Origin of the sequence: Holdemania sp. 1001095H_141210_F2, assembly GCF_015558105.1 — a bacterium.
GTDB lineage: Bacteria > Bacillota_I > Bacilli_A > Erysipelotrichales > Erysipelotrichaceae > Holdemania.
The window spans coordinates 197,888-218,007 of record NZ_JADNPO010000003.1 but is presented as its reverse complement, the minus strand read 5'-3'; the positions used below and the strand labels follow the sequence as shown (position 1 = coordinate 218,007).

Below are 20,120 nucleotides of genomic sequence, written 5' to 3'. Positions count from 1 at the left end.
CGCAGGTTTATCTCAAACCTGCGCTTTTGCGCATAATTCATAAAGAAACCTGCGTTATTTACTTAAACATCGTGTATGTAAATTCATTGGAAGCCGCTTTATCCGGCACATCTCGAGGCGTACCGTCCAGAGAGATCTTGACCGGCTGATGATCGCCGTTTTCAAATAAGAAAACCATCGGCATATCTTCGTACATCATACGCTGAACTTCACTGTAATACTTGGCCCGTTCCTGCACGTCGTCTATTTCGACGGCCGCCTGCAGCGCCGCATCCATTTCAGGATTGTTATACATACCGACATTGGTCCCGCCGTTGGAGGCCACGCGTCCGGCCACGCCGGATACGTCCGGACCCTGATAGCCTGCCAGCATTGTCATTTCAAAGTCCGGGTTTTCTCCCATTACTTTATCCTGCCAGGCAGCCATTTCCATGATATTCAGATTAACGTTAATCCCGATTTCTTTCAGATTTTCTTTGACAATCTGGGCAATATCTTTAAAGTTTCCGTCATCGAAGCTGTCCAGTGTCATTGAGAAATAATACCCGTCTTCATCCATCGTGTAACCGGCTTCTTCAATTAACTTCTTTGCACCTTCGATATCGCGTTCCGGCATTCTATACTGCTTATCAAGGTATTTGCCTTCCCACAGAGGCGAAATAAAGTATTCTGCCAAAGCGCCAGCGCCATTGGAAACCCGGTCGAAAATCCCCTGACGGTCGACCCCTTTCGCCACCGCCTGCCGCAGACGCGGATCTGTAAAGCGGCCTTCTTTCATATTAAACGTCAGATAAGTCCGGTTGATTGAAATGTAATCGAAGAAACGATAATCCGGATTATTATCCAGATCATGCTTATTCGCCGTAGGAACAATAATGTTAAAGTAATCAATTTCACCGTTGACAAACGACTGGAATGCGGTTGTCGAATCCGGAACGATTGTAAAGATTAATTTTTCAACAATCGGCTCACCGTCGAAATAGTCGCTATTCTTGACTAACGTCGTCGCGACTCCGCTCTTATAATTATCAAACTTGTATGGTCCGCTTCCTACTGGCTGCCAGTTTGCCGGATTGGATGTAAAATCCTTATATTGCGGATCATTCCAGATATGTTCCGGCATGATAAACGTTGCATACCAGCCCAGCTTGGAAACGATAGAAACATCTTTTACTTTCATATTTAAGACAACAGTCAGATCATCCGGACATTCGATTGATTCAACCGAAGCCAGACTGTCAGATTTCGACCATTTATTGGCGATCATCGTATCGAACGTCCATTTCACGTCCTCTGAAGTGAGTGCTTCGCCGTCATGCCACTTCACATCTTTCTTCAAATGGAATGTCAATTTCATTCCATCGTCGCTGAATTCCCAACTTTCAGCCAGATCTGGAATCACCTGATCGTCGCTGTTGAGTTTTACCAGCCGGCTGTAAATATTCTGATTGATCGGCCATGCGTAGTCATCTGATTTCATATCCGGGTTAAAGCTTTGCGGATCGCCTGTAACATTGACGATCAGAACATCCTGTGGTACAGCCTGGTCTTTCTGATCAGTGCCGCCCCCGCCGGCGCATCCGGCCATCATGAGGCAGGCCACCATCATGGCGGCTAAGAGCTTTGTCAGTTTCTTCATAATTTTCCCTCCTTACTTGTGAAGAATGAATGATAATTTTAAGTTTACGCTTATTGGAAAACATCGTCAATCCATTTCACGCCATGTTTCATCATTATGAGAAAGTTTCATTATTCACAATGTAAATTTTACATAAGCAAACATAGAAAAACTGCAGTGCTCTTCATGATTTTCATTGAGCTTACTGCAGTTCTTTGTTCTATTCTTTTACAAATTCAACGTAAGTTAATTCATTGGAAGCGGCTTTTGTCGGTTCCTGATAAGGCGTGCCCTTCAGTGTCTTTTTAACCGGGACTTTGGCGCCATTATCCATAAACAGAATGATCGGCATCTCTTCACTCATAATGCGCTGAACTTCACTGTATACGGCTTTTCTTTCTGTTTCATCAGATACCTGAACACCTTTTTCAAGTAATGCGTCCAATTCAGGATTGGAATAACCCATGAAGTTCATCGACGTCCCTGTGCCAACACGTCCGGAAACTCCAGAAACATCGGGTCCCTGATAACCTGCAGCCATTGTCATCTCAAAATCATGATTCAATTTTACAGTATCACCCCAGGCCGCATATTCCAGCATTGTTAACTTAACGTCAATTCCGACTTCTTTCAGATTCGACTGAATAATTGTCGCCGCATCTTTAAAATAACTACTGTCAAAGAATTTCATTTCTGTAGAAAAATAAATTCCATTTGCGTCTTTCTTCAATCCTGCTTCTTCTAAAAGCTGTTGAGCCTTCGCTACGTCACGTTCCGGCATCTGGTATTTTTCATCCGCAAAACCGGTATTTGGCGCGATAAATGTCGAAGCCACGGCGCCTGTTCCACCAGCACAGCGATCCCAGATCATCTGCCGGTCAATTCCATAAGCGATTGCCTGACGAACTCGTGGGTCCTTGAATTTATCATTTGTCATATTTACCGTAACATAGGATCGATTCATTCCGACCACTGGATAAACCTCATAGTTCGGATCATTATCAAAATCATTGGCATTCTGCGTCGGAATTGATGTGTAGTAATCAACCTCACCAGAGATAAACGCCTGCAAAGCTGTTGTCGCATCTGGAATGATTGAATAAATCACCTTTGCAACTCTAGCCTTATCGCCCCAATAATCTTCATTTCGTTCCAATACAATCTGAACGCCTTTCTGGAATTCAACAAACTTGAATGGACCTGTGCCAACTGGTTTCATGTTATATTCATTGGTCGCTGTATCGGTACCTTCGTACAGATGCTTTGGCATAATGAATGTGCCATACCAGGATAATTTTGCGATCAGAGAAACATCCGGATATTTTAGATTCATCACAACGGTGTTGTCATCTGGACATTCGATCGATTCAACGGAAGCAAAGCTGTCGCTTTTATTCCATTTTTCCGCGATCAACGTATCGTAAGTCCATTTCACGTCCGCCGAAGTAAATGCTTCGCCATCATGCCATTTCACGCCTTCATGCAAATGGAATGTAACCTGAGTGCTGTCGTCGTTCCATTCCCAGGTTTCCGCCAGATCCGGAATCACCTGATCATAGGCATTCAATTTAACCAAACGGTTAAAAATGTTCTGGTTTGGTCCCCAGGCATTATCATCAGACTTAAAGTCTGGATGAAAACTTGACGGATCATTCGCTACAATGGCAACAAGCGTATCGTTGGATAATTCTGAGGTCGGCTCGCCGGCATTGTCGCTATTCTGCCCGCCGCAAGCCGTCAGCGCCATCGCCGCAACCAAGCCTACCGCAAGCAGTTTGAGAAATTTTTTCATAAATTTTCCTCTTCTTTCTTAATTTCATTATATCAGGAATAGCGGCGAGAAAAAACAGTGAAAACGGAGCATTTCTGTAAAAAACGCTCCGTTTTGAACATTTCCTATTTTTTTAATGTTACATACGTAAATTCGCTCGCCGCCGCCTTATCCGGAACCTGATATGGCGTACCGTCAAATTTGGATTTAACAGGAATAACCTGGCCGTTGTCGAGCAGAAGCACCATTGGCATATCCTCGCTCATCAAGCGCTGAACTTCATCATAGGCTTCCTTACGAATTGCCGGATCCGAGTTCTGCGCGCCTTTATTCAGCGCTGCTTCCATCGCATCGCTGGCATAACCGGTAAAGTTGTTCGAACCATTAATGCCGACACGCATATAGATTCCGGAAATATCCGGTCCCTGATAGCCCGCAAGCATCGTCATATTAAACTTACGCCCTTCTTTAACCTGATCACCCCAGGCGGCATATTCCATTAAATTCAGATCAACCTTAATACCAGCTTCCTTTAAGCTGGACTGAACAATCGCCGCGACATCCTTGAAGTTGCCGCTTTCGAAAGCGTCTAAAGTGACTGTCATATAATAGCCGTCGGAATTCTTCTTTAATCCGCATTCTTCCATCAATGCCTGCGCTTTCGCAATATCCCGTTCCGGCAGTTTGTAATCATCATTCAGATAATCTTTAAACAGCGGAGAAATGAAATATTCCGGCAAAGCGCTGACGCCGTTGCCCATCCGGTCAACGATCGCCTGACGGTCAACCGCATACGCGACAGCCTGACGCAGCTTTGGATTGTTAAACGGTTCCTTCTCCATATTGAAGGTCAGATACGTTCTGTTAATGCTTAAGAAGGAGAAGACTTCATAATTCGGGTCATTGTCGAAATCGTGCAGATTCGCCGTCGGCAAGCTCGTAATGTAGTCGATTTCACCATTTTTAAACGCTTCTAACGTCGTATTCAAATCCGGCATGATTTGATAGATCAGACGTTCGATTTCCGGAGCTCCGCCAAAGAAATCTTCATTGCGTTCCAAAGTAACGCTCTGTCCGCTCTTATACTCAACAAACTTAAACGGACCGGAACCGATTGGCTTCTGCATTGCCGGATTCTTTGCGAAATCCGGATAAGCAGGATCATTCCAGATGTGCTCCGGCAGAATGAATGTTGCATACCAGGCTAACAGAGGAACAAGCCCGGCGTCCGGATTTTTCATATTGAAGACGACTGTCAGGTCATCCGGCGCTTCAATCGTATCGACATTGACAAAAGTATCAGACTTCGACCATTTATTTTCAATGATTGTATCGTAGGTCCATTTTACGTCTTTGGATGTTAATGGTTCGCCGTCATGCCATTTTACGCCGTCACGCAAATGGAAAGTCAGCGTCATATTGTCGTCGCTCCATTCGTAGGAAGTCGCTAAATCTGGAATTGGAACATCGCCCGGCGCCAGCTTATACAAGCGGTTAAACAAGTTCTGAGCCATCGGCCACAGATAATCATCCGATTTCATATCCGGATTAAAGCTCGATGGATCTCCCTGTACCGCCGTGATAAATGTGCCGATGGTTTCTGTATTTTCGGTTTTCGAATCTGTCGTCTGCGCCGGTTTTTCGCCGCCGCCCTGACATCCCGTCAGCAAGAGTGCGGCGCTGAGTAAAGCTGCCAAAATCTTAAAACATTTTTTCATTTCTAAACTCCCTCCCTATCTAAATGAAAAACTATGGTGCATTATCACTTTCCAATAGAATCCCTCCCATTCACATAAGTGTATGATACAGGACGATGAAAAATTATTCAATACTTTTATGTAAATAATTTCATCATTTATGAAAAGTGTTTTTCATTGGACGGACAGAAGTAAAAAAATGACCATGAGAAAAAGACACGCTCCTTATGAGCATGTCTTTAAGAATCTAATATGAATTATTCAGCGCGGTAAGTGTAGGTGTATTCCGAAGAAGCTGTCTTATCGTCCAGTTCCATTGGCATACCCTTCATTTCCTTCTTGATTGCATATTTGTAGCCGTTGTCGATGATTGGGATGATCGGCAGATCAGCACGCATGATCTTCTGAATTTCCTTGTAGCATTCGATTCTTTCTTCTTCATTCGACAGCGTAACGCCCTTGTCTAATAAAGCGTCCAGTTCCGGATTGGAATAGCCAGCCATGTTCATGGATGTTCCAGTCTGAACACGTCCGGATACACCGGAAATATCCGGTCCCTGATAGCCCGCTAACATTGTGATTTCAAAGTTACGGTTAACCTGAACCTTATCCTGCCAAGCAGCCATTTCCATCATGTTGATCTTCAGATCGATGCCGGCTTCTTTGACATTCTGCTGGATAATCGCAGCCAGATCTTTCCAGTTGCCGCTTTCGAACGCATCTAATGTTACATGCAGGTAATAGCCGTCAGCATCTTTCGTATAACCAGCTTCTTCCAACAGCTTCATGGCCTGTTCTACATTCCGTTCAGGTAATTTGGAATCTTCATCTAAGTACTTAGTAAAGGCATGCGAAATCATATACTTGGAAGGTTCGCCATTGCCGCCAGCGGTTCTATCCCAGCAGCCCTGGTTGTCGATCGCTAAAGCAAAGGCTTCGCGGACACGCTGATCCTGGAAACGTTCATCCTTCAGATTAAATGTGATATAAGTCCGGTTGATGCCCATTTCAGAATAGAATGTATAGTTATCATTACCATCCAGATCATTCGCATGAGCAGCTGGGATCATCTGGCACAGATCATCAACTTCACCGTTCATGAAAGCTTCCCACAGAGTATTATCATCAGAAATGATCGCAAACTTCAGCGTTTTGGCAATCGCCTTATCGCCCCAGTAATCTTCATTGCGTTCCAACGTTACATACTGGCCTGCTTTGTATTCAACAAATTTAAACGGACCCGTTCCGACTGGATTCTGGTTGTATGGGTTAGTCGCCGTATCGGTGCCTTCATACAAATGCTTCGGCATAATGAATGTGCCATACCAGGCCAGCTTCGCAATAATCGAAACGTCCGGCGTTTTCAGATTCATAACAACCGTGTTGTCATCCGGGCATTCAATGCTTTCGATATTCGACAGGTTGTCAGCTTTTGACCACTTTTCAGCGATCGCAGTATCGTAAGTCCACTTGACGTCAGCCGAGGTAAACGGCTCGCCGTCATGCCACTTAACGCCATCATGAAGATGGAATGTCAGCTGCATGCCATCTTCGCTGAATTCATAGGATTCAGCTAAATCCAGGTTGATTTTTGTGTTGTTGCCCAGTTTTACCAGACGGTTGAAAATATTCTGGTTGATCGGCCAGGCGCCGTCATCGGACTTGAAGTCCGGGTTGAAGCTCTGCGGATCCTGCTGCGTGACCATGATCAGAGTCTGATCCGTAGGAATTCCGCTGGTTTCGCCGTCTGTCTGTCCGCCTTCATTGGCAGTGCCGCCATTGTTGGATCCACATCCAGCAAGCATCATCGCCATGGCCAGACACACGACTAAAACTTTAAGCAGTTTTTTCATGTATTCTTTCCTCCTCTATCGATTGTTTTAAAGCAACCGTTAGTTTAATAATAAACGATTTTCTCAAAAATGTGAAGTCTATGTGTACGACTGGTATGTGAAATTTAAGCGTTTTCTTTACAATCTTTGAAAATATTCATAGAAAAATGTAAGAAATGAAAACAAGGAAGATCAACTTCCTTGCTTCGACGGTTAACGATGCTTTTGCAGATAATCCGCCACCAGCATGCCGCTTTCCAGCTGCACGGCGATCAGCTTACGGATCGGAATGACCTGATAATGCAGTTCTTTCTCCGCGATTTCCGCCCGTTTCGCAAATTCTTTTTCGCCCTCGTCATGAATGAGCTGCAGCCGTTCTGCGACTTCCGGACTTGGGTTCTTCGCCAGCTCATGCTCGCAGGCGCGGATTAAAAGCGTCCATTGAAGCAGTACGCGGTACTTCGGAATCTCCAGGTTGTCAAACGCTTCGGACTCCTTGCACAATTCGTCGTAATTCGGGTCCTGACGGATAAAATCACATTCCTGACGATAGTCTTCCTCAAAATGTTCATAACCGTTGCTGACCATCTTGGCGAAGCTGTTGTCGGCGCTGATCAGATCCGCAATCTGATCATAACGAGCTTTGACCGCCTTGCGGTTTTCATGCAGGACTTCGCGGCCTTTCAGCGCGGCTTCCCGGCGGGTGAAATCCATCAGCTTATCGCTCTGAATGCGCGGCTCATAGAAATAAGGCAGCTCGGTAACCAACGTCGTCGCATCGTAGCCCTGCTGGCTGGCATAGTCAGCGCTGCTGGTGCCCGTGGACATCAGCTTTTCCGGCGCGACCGTGCCGTATTTCTCATTGTAATCGTAGGTATCTCTGGAACTGATCATCGGATAGATCGCCTGAGAGAACGGCGTGATGTAGTTGACTTCCGGTTCGCCCAAGTGCAGCGGAATATTCTGCTTCGCGGTCGCGGCATAGAACTTATCCCACAATTCCGGAATCTCCCGGGTCAGATACCAGTACGTGCCACCGAAGCCGGCGTTATGCAGCGAATACATAAACTGCGGCTGAATCTTGTCGATCAAATTCATCAGGCAGACGGTCTCCGGAATCGGCTTGTCGTAGGTATAGTTTTTATAGTGGAACGGGAAATTCCATTCAACCTGTTCATACCCGGCCGGGCGGAAGTAATGACGGGTAAAGTTGGTCAGCGTGATCGGTCCCTTGAACCAGCCTTCGTTGAGCTGCGTACCGTCGAGGTCGATGCTTTTGATCAGATACCAGGTATAATCCAGTTCTTTGCGCAGATCTTCATTTTCAGCCAGCGCCCGTGAGAAATACTCCAGCAGCATTGCGCCCATCGGTTCGTTGGGATGCGGACAGCCGAACATTAAAGCGTTGCGGCTGCCTTTGCCAATCTTCAGGCAGTAAATCGGATGTCCCTTGCGTGATTTCCCGGCCTCAAAAATTTCTACGATCCCCGGAAATTCTGCTGCCAGCCGCCTGGAATTTTCATCCATCTCATCCACAGTCAGAAATTGTTGATAATCCGGAATGTTGTCGATCAATTTTTGAATAAAATCAGCCATTTCAATTCTCCTTTTTTTGTTTTTTATTTTCCGATAACTCGGGAAACAGGCAAATCGACTGGATTTGCCTGTTCTCTTTATGATTTTCGATTATTGGGGATCCATCCAGACCTTGGCCATTTCATACGTACCGTACAAGCTGGCCATTTCCGGCTCAAACGGACTGTTATGAATGTAGCTCTTGACAGGATAAACTGCGGTGAAATCTTTCAGAATGACGATTGGAACATCGTCGTGCATGATCTGCTGGACTTTCTTGTAATAAGGAGCACGTTCTTCCTGCGTGAAGACCTGTACGCCCTGATTGAGCGCTTCATCCAGCTCCGGATTGACATACTTGTCAAGATTCAGCGAGCCTTCCGAATGCACGCGGTTGCGGATCGCGGAAACGTCCGGTCCCTGTCCGCCTGAGCATAAGGCGATATCGAAGTTGTAATCGTCGATCACTTTCGTCATCCACGCGCCCATTTCCAGAATATTCAGCTTCACGTCGATGCCGACCTGTTTCAGGCTGTCCTGAATAACGATCGCGGAATCCTTGAAGTCGCCGGAATCAAAGGTTGTCAGCTCACAGCTGAAATACATTCCGTTGGCGTCCGCAGTGTAGCCGGCTTCCTCAATCAGTTTGCGGGCCACCTCCACATCCCGGGCCGGAATTCGGGCGTCCTCGTTGAGCGCCCACGGGTACATCGGCGAGATGTAGTATTCAGAAACCGCACCGAAGCCTTTGGCCGCTTTGTCCAGGACTGCCTGACGGTCGACCGCCATGTCGATCGCCTGACGGACACGAACGTCGCTGAACGGTTTATCTTCGCCAAGATTGAACGACAGATAGGTTCTGGAACTGGAAACATACTGATAAACAGAATAATGTTCAGGATCGTCGATCAGCTCCTGCAGATTGGAAGTCGGAACGCCGCTCTGCATATCGTCGACTTCGCCATTGAGATAAGATTGATAGGCGGTGGAAGCATCCGGAATGATCGAAATGATCAGCTTGTCCAAATACGGCGCCCCATCCCAGTAATCGTCATTGCGGACCATTTCAATCGAAACGCCCGGCGTATATTTTTCAAATTTGAACGGACCGGTTCCGATCGGATGCATATTGTGTTCGTTCTGCGTCCAGTCCGTGCCTTCGTATAAATGGGCCGGCATAATCCAGGTTCCCAGCCAGCTCAGCGCGCTGACAACCGAGGCGTCCGGCTGTTTCAGATGGAAGACAGCTTTATAATCTCCGTCGGCCGTAACCGAATCGATCATGTTCAATGTATTCGATTGATAACCGTCTTTAAGCACCTGCGTAAACGTCCAGACAACGTCGTGAGATGTAAATGGTTCTCCATCATGCCATTTTACATTTTCGCGTAAATTGAAAGTCAGCGTCATTCCGTCTTCGCTGAATTCCCAATCTGTCGCCAGATCGGGAACGACGCTGCTATCAACCGTCATCTTAACCAGCCGGTTAAAGATGTTGTAAGTTGCAGGCAGCTGCAGATCGTCAGTTTTCATGTTCGGGTTAAACGAGTTCGGTTCGCCGTGACTGCGCATCACGTACGTTCCTCCCTGCTTGGGTTCGCTGATCTGCGAATTGTCGTCCGTTGCCGGTGAAGCCGCTGGCTTGCCTTCCCCACCGCACCCGGTCAGTGTCAGCGCCAGAGCCAAGATCACCGCCAGGCTTTGAATCAGTTTCTTCATAAACTTATGATCCTTTCTTTCTCCCCTAGAGATTAATTTCAGTTTATCCCTTCCTGTAAATCAAGTCAATCTCTTTTTCATCATTCTTCGAAGTTTTCAGAAAGTTTTTCAATCCAATAAAAAAAAGAGTCTGATCACAAACTCTTTTTCCTGAATATTTCTGCTTATTCTTCGACCCAGACACGGGAGAATTCATTGGAAGCAACCGTGTGGATGCCTTCCTCAGAATAAGGATGCCCATGGATCGTATTGCGGACGGCGACGGTAAACGTCGCTTCCTTGACCGGAACGATCGGCAGTTCTTCCGCCAGGATGACCTGCGCCTGCTTGTAGATCTCAGCCCGGGCCGTCTGATCCGTCGTGATCGCGCCTTCGTCTAACAACGCGTCCAGTTCTGCGTTTTTGCAATGCGCCAGGTTAAATGCGCCGGCGGAATGCACACGCATCGAAATCGCTGAAGCATCCGGTCCCTGCGATCCGGAAAGCATCGCCATCTGGTAATCGCTGTCGACCTGAACCTTCTGCTGCCAGGTACCCATTTCCGTGATGTTCAGCTTCACGTCAATCCCGATTTCTTTCAGATTCTGCTGCAATACCGTCGCGGTATCCTTGAAATCGCCGCTGTCAAACAGATCGAGCGTTACGCTCATGTACATGCCGTTAGCGTCGGCGGTATACCCGGCTTCTTCCAGCAGCTGACGAGCTTTTTCCACATCCCGTTCCGGAATTGTCACCGCGTCGTTCATTGCCCAGGCAAAGACCGGCGTCATGTAATATTTCGGCACTGCGCCGATGCCCTTCGCCGCCTTATCCAGAACTTCCTGGCGGTTGATGCCGAGGTTGACCGCTTCGCGCACGCGCACGTCGTTAAACGGTTCTTCGTCAAAATTAAAGGTCAGATAGGTACGGTTGTTGGATGCCCGTTCGTAAACGGTGTAGTCCGGATTGGCTTTTAAGCCGGCGATTTCGTTGCTTGGGATATTCAGCATCAGATCGTCGACTTCGCCGTTCATGTACGCCTGGAAAGCCGTATTGGCATCCGGGATGATCGTGATGACCAGCTTGTCCAGATACGGTGCGCCCATGAAGTAATCGTCGTTGCGGACTAACGTGATCGCCTGACCCTTTTCATAACTTTCAAATTTGAACGGGCCGGTGCCGATCGGATGCATGTTGGCCTCGTTGGCCGTCCAATCCGTACCTTCGTAGATGTGCTTTGGCAGAATGAACGTCCCCAGCCAGCCTAACGAACTTAAAATCGCGGCGCTCGGAGAGCTCATCTGAATGACAACCGTGTTGGCGTCCGGACAGGTGATTTCTTCAATCATTTTGAAGCTGTTGGACTGGAAACCTTCAGTACGGATCATATCCAGCGTCCACTTGACGTCTTCCGAGCTGAACGGTTCGCCGTCATGCCACTTCACATTCTCATAGAGATGGAATGTCAGCGTCTTGCCGTCCTCGCTGAATTCCCAGCTTTCCGCCAGATCCGGAATGATTTCGGTCGAGGCCGTCGTCTTTACCAGCCGGTTAAAGACGTTGGTCGCCGTGTAGGTCGCCATATCGTCACCCTTGATATCCGGGTTAAAGCTGCCTGGATCGGTAGCCTGACGGATGATGTAGGTTCCGCCCTGAACGGGCGTCTGTTCGCCCTCGGACGGGTTTTCCGGGTTGGCGGCCGGTTCCTTCGGTGCAGAAGAACAGCCAGCCAGCATCGCCAGCGCCAACAGCGCAGTCAGTGCTTTTCTTGCAAATTTCATCTTTCTTTCTCCTTGTCTTCTATTTCAGCTTCCTTGCCGGAGCGGTAAACTCCCCACCCTCAAGGTCGTTTCCCACGCGGCCTTGCTCGTGAATGAAGGAAGAAAAGTTCGAAAAAAGGCTCATCCGTCAATCACAGATGAGCCTGAACCGCTGTTTATTTTTCAGCGTCGTTGCCGACAAAATGACAGGAAACAATATGTCCGTTGCCCAGATCACGGGCTTCCGGATATTCTTTAAAACACTTCTCGCAAGCCTGATAACACCGCGGGGCAAAGTAGCAGCCCGGGCCAGTGTTGATCGGGGTCGGCGGTTCGCCCTCAATTTCGATGATTTCGCGTTTTTCCAATGGATCCAAAGATGCGCAGTTGGAAATCAGAACCTTGGTATACGGATGCTGCGGATTGTGCAGAACCTCGTCGGTAACGCCCGTTTCCACGATCCGGCCCAGGTACATGACCGCGACCCGGTCGGAAATATAACGGGTTGTCGCGATATCATGGCTGATGAAAACCATCGCCGTGTTTTCTTCCTTGCTTAATGTCTGAAGCATATTGATGATATCCGCACGGATCGAAACGTCCAGCATGCTGACCGGTTCGTCCGCAACTAAGAACGTCGGGCGCAGCAGCATGCTTCGCAGAATCGAAATACGCTGCAGCTGACCGCCGGACAGTTCATGCGGGTGACGGTAGATATAATCGGTGGCCGGCGCCATTCCGGCGTCTTCCAGCGTTTTGATCATAATGTTGTGCCGTTCTTCATCATTGGCGCCGATTTTGTGAAGCTTCATCGTGCTCATGAAGATTTTTTCGATCGTGTACCGCGGATCAAATGTATCAAACGGGTTCTGGAAAATCATCTGGCAGGTCCGGCAGAAAGCCAGCCGATCCTTCTTTTTCAGCTGAGTGCTGGAAACACCGTGATATAAAATCTCACCGGCCGTCGGATCTTCCAAATGGATCAAAACGCGGCCCAGCGTCGACTTACCGCATCCGGATTCGCCGATAACGCCTAAGGTTTCGCCCCGTTTCAGTTCAAAGCTGACGCCGTCGACAGCCTTGATCGTCTGTTTCTTGCTGACCTTGCCATCCTGCTTGGTCACTTTTTTCTGGATATACCAGCGGGTCAGGTCTTTGACCTGAATAACTACATCTGAGTTTACTGTATCCGACATCGCTTATTCACCTCCTACCTTGTGGCAGGCAACCTTCCAGTTGCCCTTCTCGTTGACCGTCTTCAATTCCGGCTCAACCGTGCGGCATTTCTCAGTCGCAAACGGGCAGCGCGGCGCGAAGACGCAGCCTGGAATTTCCTGACTTAAATCCGGCAGCGAACCCGGAATCCCGCGCAGATCGTTCTTGGCGCCCTTAAAGGACGGGAACGATTTAAGCAACCCCTGCGTGTATGGGTGCTGCGGATTGACTAAGACGTCCTTCGTCTCGCCGCTTTCCATCAATCGGCCGGCATACATGACGGCGATCTTCTTGCAGGTCGAGGCGACAACGGAAACGTCGTGGGTAATCATAATCCGGGTTACGTTCAGATTCTGTTCCAGACTCATGATCTCGCGCAGGATCTGACTCTGCGTAACGACGTCCAGCGCCGTTGTCGCTTCGTCCAGAACCAGTAAGCGCGGATTGTGAAGCAGGCTCAGCGCGATTGAAACACGCTGCATCATGCCGCCGGACAGTTCGTGCGGATATAACTCGTAAACACGGTCAGACAGGTTGACGACCTTGAACAGATCGTAAACCCGCTGTTTGATTTCATTCTTGTCCGCGTTTGGAAAATGCACGCGGTAAACGTCTTCCATCTGCGCACCGACCTTGTGAACCGGGCTCAGCGCGCTCATCGACTTCTGGAATACGATCGACAGATCGGTCCAGCGCAGCGCATCCATTTCATCCTTCGTTAACTTTAACAGATCCTTGCCGTTGTACAAAATTTCGCCGTCGACCTGCGTGATGCGGTGCGGCAGCAGGCGCAGAACGGCGCTGGCCAGCGTGGATTTGCCGGAACCGGACTCGCCGACGATGCCGATCGAATCCTGTTCCTCAATTTCCAGGCTGACATGCTGGCAGGCATGGACCTTCTTGTCCTTCATAATATAACGTACATTGACGTTTTTCAGTTCTAATAATGCCATTTTTTCCTTCCTCCCTAGTTATTGGCGTCCATCTTAGGCGAGAGCACGCGGTTGAGGCCGTCACCGATGAGGAAGAATGTCAGAACGGTGAAGACAACGGCAACGCCGGCGAAGGTGGAAATCCACCAGCCCTTCGGCATGTACTGTTTGCCATGGTAGATAATCTGACCCCAGCTGACGACATTTGGATCGCCTAAGCCCAAGAATGACAGGCCGGCTTCGGACAGGATCGCGCTGGAGACGTTCATCGTGGTCTGCGCGATAATCGGGAAAATCCCGTTTGGAATGATGTGCTTGAACATGATGCTGAAGCGGCTTTCGCCCATCGCCTGCGCGCTCTTGACGAACGTTCTCTCCTTTAAGGAGATCGCCTGCGCACGCATTAAACGCGCATTGCCGGTCCACGAAGTCAGGCCGATAACAATCATGATGTACATGATGTTACTGCCAAACAGCGCGACGATGATCAGAATCAGGAAGAACGACGGCGTCATCAGGAAGAAGTTCATGAATTCCGAAATGAGCCGGTCGATCTTGCCGCCGAAGAAACCCGCGATGCCGCCGATGCAGGTACCCAGAATACCGGAAATACTCGCGGCGACGACGCCGATCATTAACGACGTCCGCGTCCCATAGATAATCTCACTTAAAACGTCGCGGCCCAGACCGTCGGTACCCAGGATATGTCCCGGCGTGCCCGGTCCGGCAACCAGCGCATCATATAATTTATACGGATCGCACGGAGCGATAATCGGCGCGAAGAAAGCGATGCACAATAAGACGATCAGAAGAATGACGCCCGTGCGCAGCTGGGAGTTCTTTTTCAACACCCGCATCGCAGCCTGAAAAACATTGTCTTTTTTCATTGTACTGTTCCTCCTAGTCGTAGCGGATCCGCGGATCGATAAAGCCGTAGAGGATATCGACCAGAATCATCGCGATACAGATAACGACGGACGTGACCAGATAAATTCCAGTCAGCACCGGATAGTCACGCTTGGAAATCGAGCTGAACATCAGTCGGCCCATGCCCGGCCATGCGAAAACCGTTTCGATTAAGACGGAACCCGAAAGCAAAAACGCCAGCGACATGCCCAAAACCGTCACGGTCGGCAGAATCGCGTTGCGCAGAACATACTTGTTGAAGATCCGGCTTTCCTTCATGCCGGTCGCCTTGAACGTCGTGATGAAATCTTCCGACATCACCTGTAAGACGGAAGAACGCGCGATTCGGAAGTAATACGGCGTCTGCGTCAGCACCATCGTCGTAATCGGCAGCACCAGATGGCGGCAGACGTCGGCGAAGTACGCAAACCCCTTATAATTGGCTCTCAGGTTCACCATGCCCGAGGTCGGGAACCATTTCAGCGTCGAAGCGAAGATCAGAATCATCATTAACCCCAGCCAGAATCCCGGCGTCGCGTCGAACACATACGAGATACTGCACACGAACTGGTCAAACTTGGACCCGTTCTTTCGCGCAGCGTAGATTCCTATCAATGTACCAATGGTGACGGACAGCAGCACCGCGGTTAACGACAGCGCCAGTGTCGGGCCGATCTTCTCGCCGATCAGTTTAATGACGGATTCGTCGCTGATGTAAGAATACCCCAAGTCCCCCTTCGCTACATTGCCAAGAAACATGACGAACTGCTCCGGAATGGATTTGTCCAGGCCATATTTTTGCTGCAGTGCTTCGATCATCTCTTCGTTTGGATTATCCGTGCCCGCCATAATGCGGATCGGATCGCCCGGAGCCAGACGGATCAACGTAAAGTTGAAGCAGACTGACAACAGGACAACGAGAAGACCACTCAATGCACGTTTTCCAATATAACGTTTCATTTCAAGATTTCCTCCTTTTACCTAAAAATCTTTTTCCTCTGTCCTCTCAAACGGGAAAATAAAAATGTAAAATTTTCATAATTTTACATTCAATGAAACATAATTTCATTGCTTTCTATTATACACGAAAATCCGTCAAATGGAATAACCTGAAAAGAATTTTCCCGTTTTTTTTACCATTTTGCGCCGTTTTTCTTATTTTTTACATTCGTTTTCAGAAAGCGCTTGTAAACGGAACTTGTTCAAATTTGCCGCCGGATATCTCCTTTTTCAGCCCCTGAAATAAGCCGGGCGCGCCTTGTTCAGCGCGCCTGCCAGTACGCGATCCGGGCTTTCAGCAGCGCGATCATCGCCGCGCAGTCGCCGTCAAAGCCCGTCTTTCCCAAATCAATATTCGGTTTGGTCGCCCCATGAAAATCACTGCCGAAAGTTTCGGCCAGTCCCCATTTCCGGCAGAATTCATGATAAAACCGCCGGCCTTTCTCATCATGGTAAGAACTGTAAACTTCAAAGCCGTCCGCTCCGCCTTCGCGCAGTTCTTCCGCCGCCGCGGCGTCCAGCTTCAGATTCTGCATCGGATGAGCGACGATCAGCGCTCCGCCGCAGCGATGCACATAATCCACAACCTGCCGCCAGTCCGGCAGCCGCATTTCGGCATAGCCCCAACACCCCACCGCCAGCTGATCCCAATAGAAGTTGGCGATCGGATTGGCGCTGCGTGCGCCTGTCTGATATGGCTTCAGATCAGGATGAGCCTGAGTTTCAAGCAGCTCCTGCGTAATTTCAACGTTGGTATACGGCCGGCCGTGCGCCCGTGCGATGATCGCCGCTTCGTTTAGCTTCAAGCCGTAATGCTCCTCGATCAATGCCAGCCGCTGACGTCCGGTGCGCCGCAGCTCTTCGATGTAATGATTCTTTAAGCGCGTGAAGCCGGGATCACGCAGATCGCAGCCGTAACCTAACAAATGTACGATATTGCGGCCGAAGAAGCAGTCGATTTCAATGCCCCGCAGCGTTTCGATCCCCGTTTCCTGCGCCTTGGCCTCCAGCTTCAGCGCGCCGTCGATCTCATTATGGTCGCTGATCGCGATCAGGTCCAGATGCTTTTCCCGCGCCAGGCGCAGGATCGTTTCCACGGATTCCGTGGCGTCAAAACTGGCTGAACAGTGGATGTGCAGATCTGCTTTCATCGTTCATTCCTCCTTTGAAAGTGGTATAATATCCCAAGAAAAGAGGGATAGTATGCTGCAGCTTTATGAAACCATTCTTCATCAATGTCAAGACCAATGCGAGCTTTTAATCGTCTCCAAGCATCGCTCCATCGCCCAGATCCAGGCTTATTACGATTGCGGCGCGCGCGATTTCGGGGAAAACCGGGCACAGGAGCTGCTGCAGAAGGCGCCGCAGCTGCCATCCGATATCCGCTGGAATTTTATCGGCCACCTGCAGCGCAACAAGGTCCGCGCCGTTTTGCCTTATCTGCACCGTGTCTGTTCGCTGGATTCGCTGGAGCTGGCGGCCGTGCTGGACAAGGAAGCCGCCCGCCTCAGCCGGACAATCGGCGTGCTGAGTGAATTCAATCTGGCCCAGGAGACGACCAAAACCGGATTGGCAGCCGCCCAGGCCGACGCTTTCTTTGAAGCACTCAGCCAGTTTGAACATCTGATTCCCGAAGGGATCATGGTGATGGGGCCGCATGTGGAGGATGAAGCCGCCATTGCCGCCGTCTTCCGTCAGGCCCGCGCCTTATTTGATCGGCTGAAAAAGAACTACGGCGGCCCGCAGTTTACGATCTGTTCGATGGGGATGAGTCACGATTACCCGATCGCCCTGCGCGAAGGCTCCACGCAGCTGCGCCTGGGGACGATTCTGTTCGAAGATTAAGCCTTCGTACATCCCCGGGGCTGCGCTTTTCGTTTTTAGTGGGAACAACGGCAGCGGATCAATCAAAAAACGCCCAGCCGCAGTACACATAAACCATATAGATAACAAACCCCTGGATCCCCAGAAAGTTGAAAATGGATTTCAGCTGCGGGAAGACGATATAGCCCAGATCCCATAACACGAAAAACATCAGAAAGAACGAGATGACGAGTTTTTTAAACCATGACTCATCTCGTCTTTTTTTATGGATATGCAAACTCAGGCCGAATGCGAACAAACTGATTGCGATCGCGATCGTCACCAGCGTCGAACGGATCGAAACCGGCAGATACATATTGAACAGCCGCACGATCAGGCCGCTGACGATCATGATCAGAAAGGGAATGCCATATCTTCTGGCAAAGCTCATAAACTCACTCCTAACTTAACGTCCTCTATTATACATGACTTCGACGGAATCTGACAAAGAAAACTTCCCGGGTTCTTCGCCTGGACAGCGCGGCCGGGCCGCTCATACCCTGACGATAGAGGAGGAGTGTTATGGCCCATCTGATCTTTTTAAGCCTGTTGGTCAGTCTGGACGGTTTTTTCAGCGGATTCACCTTCCGGCTGAAAAAAATCCGCATCTGTCTGCCGCAGCTGCTTTTCATCTCGCTTTGCCCGCTGGTGATCGTCAGTGCGGTGATGTTGTCCGCGCGGCGAATGACGGCCGCCATTCCCCCGGGCGCCGCCCGGGGATTAGGCTTTGTGTTGTTTTTCTGTCTGGCTTACCTGTCGTTTGCAGAGGCGTTAAAAAAACGCAGATCCGGTTCACCCACGCTGATCACGATGATCAACGACCCGGCCAGCTCCGATCTGGATCACAACCAGCGTCTGAGCAGCCGCGAAGCGTTGTTATTGGGGTTGGCGTTAAGTCTGGACAACGCCGTGCTGGGATTCAGCTTCGCTCTGGATGGAGCGCCGGTGGGCTCGACAGCGCTGTGTTTTGCGCTTGTGAATTTCCTGTTGGTCATGGCCGGCAATCTCTGCCCGGTGCTGCCGTTTGTCCGCCGAATTGAAAAAGGCAGTGAATACCTGCCTTCGCTGCTGTTTCTGCTTTTGGCCTTCAGCCGGCTGCTTTGACGAACTTTTCGATCTGATCCAGCGCCCAGTTCAGCGTTTCCCACTCGCCGCCGACCGATATCCGCACATGACCTGCTCCGCGCCTGCCGAACAGCGTTCCCGGCAAGACGGCGACGCCGGCCTGTTCCGCCAACGCAAGCGCAAATTGTTCGCTGGTCAAACCGGTTGAGACGATCGACGGAAAGCAGTAAAAGCTGCCTTCCGGACAAAGACAGGATAAACCGATTTCATTCAGCCGCCGCCAGGCGTGTTCGCATTGTTTTTCAACAGTCTGCCGCCAGGGTGCTGCCGACAGCGTCAGCGCGGTGCAGCCGGCCTTCTGCACAAATCCAGCCACGCCCGAGACCAGCGCCTGATGTGTTTTCAGCAGCGCCGGATTCCAGCGCCGGGGAGCGCTGATCCAGCCCAGCCGCCAGCCGGTCATCGCATACGTCTTGGAAAAGCTGCCGACGAAGATCACGCGGTGACGGGCAGACCGCAACACCTTGAAATTCAGCGGTTTCCAGCTTAACTGTTCGTAAGCCGCGTCCAGGATCAGCGCCAGATCAAACTTTTCCGCCAGGGCCGCCAGATGCTCTAACGCGTCGGCAGATAAAATCTGACCGGTCGGATTATTCGGACTGGCGGCGATAATCGCCCGGGTCCGCGCGCTGACCGCACGTTCCATCGCCGCAAACTCCGGCTGAAATTGATCGTCGGTCAAACAGAACACCGGTACGGCAGACGCCAGTGCGATCGCGCTGAGCGTGCCGGGATAGCCGGGATCCATCACCAGCACCTCGTCGCCGGGATTCAATAACGCCAGGCAGCAGACTGCCAGCGCCTCCTGTGCCCCATTGGTGATCAGAATCTGTTCCGGATGAAACGTCCAGCCGCGCAAAGCTCGTTCGCGCTCTGCCAGTTGTTGTAGCAGCGGGGCCAGTCCGGCGGCTGGGGGATAGTGCGTCAGGCCCTGCCGCAGCGCTTCCGACGCGGCTTCCGCGATCCTCAAATCCGTGTTCTGCGCCGGCTCGCCCAGCGTCAGCTGCGCCCGCGCACCGGACTCATGCAGCCGCGCAGTCCAGGTCCGGATCGGACTGACCGGCATTTTTCGTACTTCTTCATGAATTCGCATAATTGCCTCCTTTCTTTTCATTGTATGAAAGGTTCT

At 50.0% G+C, this 20,120-nt stretch carries 16 protein-coding genes; 2 read left to right on the top strand and 14 right to left on the bottom strand.

Translation table 11 applies throughout. The features are described 5' to 3' along the window. Positions 1-58 precede the first annotated feature (58 nt). The 12 genes from I2G61_RS03460 to I2G61_RS03405 form a co-directional block, all read right to left on the bottom strand. Positions 59-1,639: an ABC transporter substrate-binding protein gene (locus I2G61_RS03460; protein ID WP_072685861.1), complete on the bottom strand. Its 1,581-nt coding sequence runs from the start codon at positions 1,637-1,639 to the stop codon at positions 59-61. 199 nt (positions 1,640-1,838) lie between these two features. Next, positions 1,839-3,410, bottom strand: a complete 1,572-nt coding sequence (locus tag I2G61_RS03455; protein WP_195547918.1) for an ABC transporter substrate-binding protein — start codon at positions 3,408-3,410, stop codon at positions 1,839-1,841. A 104-nt stretch (positions 3,411-3,514) separates the two neighbouring features. After that, entirely contained in the window at positions 3,515-5,107 is a 1,593-nt protein-coding gene (locus I2G61_RS03450; protein ID WP_195547917.1) for an ABC transporter substrate-binding protein, read from the bottom strand. A 236-nt stretch (positions 5,108-5,343) separates the two neighbouring features. Next, positions 5,344-6,939 carry an ABC transporter substrate-binding protein gene (locus tag I2G61_RS03445; RefSeq protein WP_072685855.1) on the bottom strand — a complete coding sequence of 532 codons (1,596 nt, stop codon included), beginning with the start codon at positions 6,937-6,939 and terminating at the stop codon, positions 5,344-5,346. 192 nt (positions 6,940-7,131) lie between these two features. Continuing rightward, positions 7,132-8,514: a M14 family zinc carboxypeptidase gene (locus tag I2G61_RS03440; RefSeq protein WP_195547916.1), complete on the bottom strand. Its 1,383-nt coding sequence runs from the start codon at positions 8,512-8,514 to the stop codon at positions 7,132-7,134. A 90-nt stretch (positions 8,515-8,604) separates the two neighbouring features. Further along, the gene (locus I2G61_RS03435; RefSeq protein ID WP_195547915.1) at positions 8,605-10,212 is read right to left on the bottom strand and encodes an ABC transporter substrate-binding protein; all 1,608 of its coding nucleotides are present in this window, start codon (positions 10,210-10,212) and stop codon (positions 8,605-8,607) included. 164 nt (positions 10,213-10,376) lie between these two features. Further along, positions 10,377-11,972, bottom strand: a complete 1,596-nt coding sequence (locus tag I2G61_RS03430; RefSeq protein WP_195547914.1) for an ABC transporter substrate-binding protein — start codon at positions 11,970-11,972, stop codon at positions 10,377-10,379. A 155-nt stretch (positions 11,973-12,127) separates the two neighbouring features. Then, a complete protein-coding gene (locus I2G61_RS03425; RefSeq protein WP_195395954.1) occupies positions 12,128-13,147 on the bottom strand; it encodes an ABC transporter ATP-binding protein in 1,020 nt (339 codons plus the stop codon). Between the two features lie 3 nt (positions 13,148-13,150). Continuing rightward, positions 13,151-14,119 (bottom strand): ABC transporter ATP-binding protein, encoded by a 969-nt coding sequence (locus I2G61_RS03420; RefSeq protein WP_072685846.1) that lies wholly within the window; start codon positions 14,117-14,119, stop codon positions 13,151-13,153. A gap of 14 nt (positions 14,120-14,133) precedes the next feature. After that, the gene (locus I2G61_RS03415; RefSeq protein ID WP_195395953.1) at positions 14,134-14,985 is read right to left on the bottom strand and encodes an ABC transporter permease; all 852 of its coding nucleotides are present in this window, start codon (positions 14,983-14,985) and stop codon (positions 14,134-14,136) included. A gap of 13 nt (positions 14,986-14,998) precedes the next feature. Next, positions 14,999-15,964 (bottom strand): ABC transporter permease, encoded by a 966-nt coding sequence (locus I2G61_RS03410; protein WP_006059835.1) that lies wholly within the window; start codon positions 15,962-15,964, stop codon positions 14,999-15,001. 302 nt (positions 15,965-16,266) lie between these two features. Next, positions 16,267-17,154: a PHP domain-containing protein gene (locus I2G61_RS03405; protein ID WP_072685842.1), complete on the bottom strand. Its 888-nt coding sequence runs from the start codon at positions 17,152-17,154 to the stop codon at positions 16,267-16,269. Positions 17,155-17,206: 52 nt separating this feature from the next. Between I2G61_RS03405 and I2G61_RS03400 the strand changes: the two genes are divergently transcribed. After that, positions 17,207-17,848 (top strand): YggS family pyridoxal phosphate-dependent enzyme, encoded by a 642-nt coding sequence (locus I2G61_RS03400; protein ID WP_195547913.1) that lies wholly within the window; start codon positions 17,207-17,209, stop codon positions 17,846-17,848. 58 nt (positions 17,849-17,906) lie between these two features. Here I2G61_RS03400 and I2G61_RS03395 read toward each other — a convergent pair whose 3' ends face one another. Continuing rightward, on the bottom strand, positions 17,907-18,257 hold the full coding sequence (locus tag I2G61_RS03395) for a hypothetical protein (RefSeq protein ID WP_072685838.1): 351 nt from the start codon (positions 18,255-18,257) through the stop codon (positions 17,907-17,909). Positions 18,258-18,388: 131 nt separating this feature from the next. On the opposite strand from I2G61_RS03395, the gene I2G61_RS03390 reads away from it, so the two are divergent. Next, the gene (locus I2G61_RS03390; protein ID WP_072685836.1) at positions 18,389-18,970 is read left to right on the top strand and encodes a manganese efflux pump; all 582 of its coding nucleotides are present in this window, start codon (positions 18,389-18,391) and stop codon (positions 18,968-18,970) included. On the opposite strand, the gene I2G61_RS03385 is transcribed toward I2G61_RS03390, so the two are convergent. Further along, positions 18,954-20,084 (bottom strand): pyridoxal phosphate-dependent aminotransferase, encoded by a 1,131-nt coding sequence (locus tag I2G61_RS03385; RefSeq protein ID WP_159432838.1) that lies wholly within the window; start codon positions 20,082-20,084, stop codon positions 18,954-18,956. The genes I2G61_RS03390 and I2G61_RS03385 overlap by 17 nt on opposite strands. Positions 20,085-20,120: the final 36 nt, after the last annotated feature.